Annotated in this window: 2 protein-coding genes and 1 pseudogene; 2 read left to right on the forward strand and 1 reads right to left on the reverse strand. The window is 44.8% G+C overall.

Annotated features, from left to right (window positions below; genetic code table 11):
- The first annotated feature begins 311 nt into the window (after positions 1-311).
- Complete coding sequence (locus EC840_RS25105) at positions 312-1,334, forward strand: IS110-like element IS5708 family transposase (RefSeq protein WP_132967450.1); 1,023 nt, start codon at positions 312-314, stop codon at positions 1,332-1,334.
- Between the two features lie 746 nt (positions 1,335-2,080).
- On the opposite strand, the gene EC840_RS25110 is transcribed toward EC840_RS25105, so the two are convergent.
- The gene (locus tag EC840_RS25110; RefSeq protein ID WP_132967452.1) at positions 2,081-2,386 is read right to left on the reverse strand and encodes a hypothetical protein; all 306 of its coding nucleotides are present in this window, start codon (positions 2,384-2,386) and stop codon (positions 2,081-2,083) included.
- Positions 2,387-3,015: 629 nt separating this feature from the next.
- Between EC840_RS25110 and EC840_RS25645 the strand changes: the two are divergent.
- A pseudogene (locus tag EC840_RS25645) lies at positions 3,016-3,105 on the forward strand (colicin V secretion protein CvaA); the annotation flags it as partial.

A 3,105-nucleotide genomic window follows, 5' to 3' on the forward strand; every position in this document is an offset into this window, starting at 1 on the left:
CGAAAGAAATATAGCCAGCAGTTTATCTGCATGCCCTGAGTATTCGTTAGCGAACGTGGAGCACCCACTAGCTCGAAAGAAAAGCGGCGATCATCGCATGATTCTCGCTCAATATTCGTAACCAGCAAGCGCATACCCTGAATCACTTAATAGTGTAATTCTCAGGGTGCGAATGACTATATTTCGCTCAAAACCGCCTGTCATTCCTGCTTAAAAAACAGGCTTAACGAATGGAAGGGACTTCCCCTAGATATGCGCCTGATTAACTTTCGTGCAATCATAGGATAAACATTGAACCAGAGGGATTCGTTATGACCATCACCACTGTCGGTATCGATCTTGCTAAAAATGTGTTTGCTGTTCACTGCATTGACCAAAATGGTAAAGCTGTTCTGGTTAAACCCAAGGTGTCGCGTGCAGCACTTTCTGAACTCATCGCAGGTTTACCTCCCTGTGTCATTGGAATGGAAGCCTGCTCGGGTGCCCACTATTGGGCAAGATTATTCAGGCAGTATGGCCATGATGTCCGGTTGATGGCTCCGAAATTTGTCTCACCCTATCGCATGGCGGGTAAGACCGGGAAAAATGATGCAGCTGATGCAATAGCTATTTGTGAGGCAGTGCAGCGGCCGCATATGCGCTTTGTACCAGTCAAAGACGAAAGCCAGCAGGCAATGCAATGCTTACATCGGACAAGACAGGGATTTATCCAGGAAAGAACAGCAACGTATAACCGTCTTCGGGGCCTGATATCTGAATTCGGGGTTATTGCCCCACAAAGCACTGATGCTCTGCGTCATGTTGTTTCTGACCAGAAGGAAACTCTGCCAGTACAGGTTAGGCTGTGCATTGATGATCTATTGGCACATGTCACTAATATTGAAGAGAAAATCGCCGAATATGACAGGGTATTATCTCGTGTGGCCAAAACAGATCATCGCAGCCAGCAGTTAATGGAACTGAAAGGTGTTGGGCCCACCACAGCGAGTGCGCTGGTCGCCAGTATTGGCAATGCCCATGATTTTAAGAACGGGCGCCAACTGGCAGCCTGGTTGGGGCTAACGCCATCACAATACAGTAGTGGCGGAAAATCAAAGCTTGGCAGGATAACAAAAGCGGGTGATGCCTATCTGCGAACCCTACTGGTCCAGGGAGCCCGTTCTGTAATGGTAGGGGCAGAGAATAGAACGGACTCGTTTAGCCGTTGGGTCTGCTCGTTGATTGGTAGGCGGGGATACTGGCGTGCTGTCGTTGCAATCGCCGCCAAGAATGCGAGGTTGTGCTGGGCATCATTACATTACGGCGATGACTTCAGACTGTATTCAACAACGTGAAAAATTAAACTGAGTAGTAACTGAACTGTAACTCGTTGATGGTAAAGGGTTAGACCCCCGTGAGAAGTATCTGCATATCCTACTGGATATTACTATCCGATTAACGAAGGAGGATCTCACGAGCGTCTTTCATCAGGGTCCGAATCACTAGCGATTCAGCGTGACCGTTTATAGTAGCGCAGTCTTATCCCTTGCCTTTCATTGATGAACAGACAGAAATTAAAAACCGGCGTTGACTGTTCGGGGAAGCCCTTATAGTAGGATATTTTCCGTTTTCCAAGCGGACCCCTAACAGAGTTGTGTGGAAAAGTGTGCCCCTGCAGTTCTGCGAGAAATGAAGCCGAAGCAGTAATATTCTGCGGGGAAATACATAAAAAGGGGAGACAACAGTCTCCCCTCGGTACAGTTTAGATTAAGGGGTTCTACGCCGGTACCGCCGAAATTTCCGTTTCCCCAGTTTTAGCTCGGCAACTAGCCCATTTAAATCAATTATTTTATTGCTGTTCTGGAGGGTATAATGCCCGTTCAACAAAATGTATTGCCAGCCACCTGCGATATCCGGGGCAGAGCGCTTTAGAATACCGGACCGGAGCCTCGGCCTGATTAAAATCGCGCAACTTTATGTGGCAGTTCATTCAGGTCGGGTAGAATGTCAGCAGAAGTGTGAAATGATATCTTTAAAATTCCGGTCTAAGCACGCTACCGTTGGGCGAAAAAACCCGCCTTCGATGAAGGCGGATTTTCATTTAGTAGTGTGGGCACCCTAGGATTTGAGCAGGGGGGTTACATAGCATTGGTCTGCCACTGTAGTTAGGATTAAAAGATCCTAAACCTTGTTTGACTCCCGGCGCAGTCTGATAGCCGTCACGAATCCCACCATAAACCTCTTTCCCAATGAAACCTCCCGCAGCCTGGCCGATTCTTACACCTAATGGGCCAAATTCTGCACCAAGTGTACCTCCAACAAACTGGCCAATCGCCCCAGCTGCCAGCTCGCCATGGTCAATACCACCAGATACGTTTTTCATGTTCTTAAACGTTATTACTTTCATTTATAATCCTTCATTTAATGAGATAATAAAGCTCACACTTCCTTTTTTTTATCTGTAAAAATTAGTACAAGACCTAATATGGAGCAAATTAACAGTAAGAAAGCTGTAGTGGAGTCCGCTTCCCCTGTTATAAAAAGCACGAGCGAGAATATATAATAAAACGAACCAGTCTTATTTATGAATCTTAAAATATAGGGTGTGGAAATTATCATATAGTGCCACTCCGTTAAAGCTCGAAAAACGCTGAAAAATATAAATCCCACTCATTGATGCATTTGGGTGTCATAACAACACACACCCTAAGTTAATGCTGAAATATTTATTAAAGAAGCAAGTAAAATAAATTAACTTTCCAATGGAGGTCAATATTTACTCATGTTAATGCAAGTGATACGCATTTGCAATATGCTGAGGTGAAAAAAAATGAAATCTTTAAAAAATAATATTTATCTTTAGTATCAATGATTTAAGATTAAAAATCCGAAATCTCTTTAAAGTTTGCGAGCGTACTTGCATGTGTTGGTGACTTATTTTATATGTATTGTTTTGCCGTTTAAGAGTTTCGTTGCGAAGTTGATGTGTCGCACTGAATAATTCCAAACGGTTTGTCACTTCAGGAGGATATTATTTTGTTTCGCAAGGAAGCACTCGAAAACAGGCGGCAGACGTGGCGCGGCCGCGCTATTTTACTGCCCGATATCCCCGCCTGGCTAATTGCC

Origin of the sequence: Rahnella sp. JUb53 (assembly GCF_004346065.1) — a bacterium.
Lineage (GTDB): Bacteria > Pseudomonadota > Gammaproteobacteria > Enterobacterales > Enterobacteriaceae > Rahnella > Rahnella variigena.

What these genes read in the sequence shown, in the direction of transcription:
- EC840_RS25105 (WP_132967450.1), top strand. Translation starts at nt 312, where the DNA reads ATGACCATCACCACTGTCGGTATCGATCTTGCTAAAAATGTGTTTGCT.
- EC840_RS25110 (WP_132967452.1), bottom strand. Translation starts at nt 2,386, where the DNA reads ATGAAAGTAATAACGTTTAAGAACATGAAAAACGTATCTGGTGGTATT.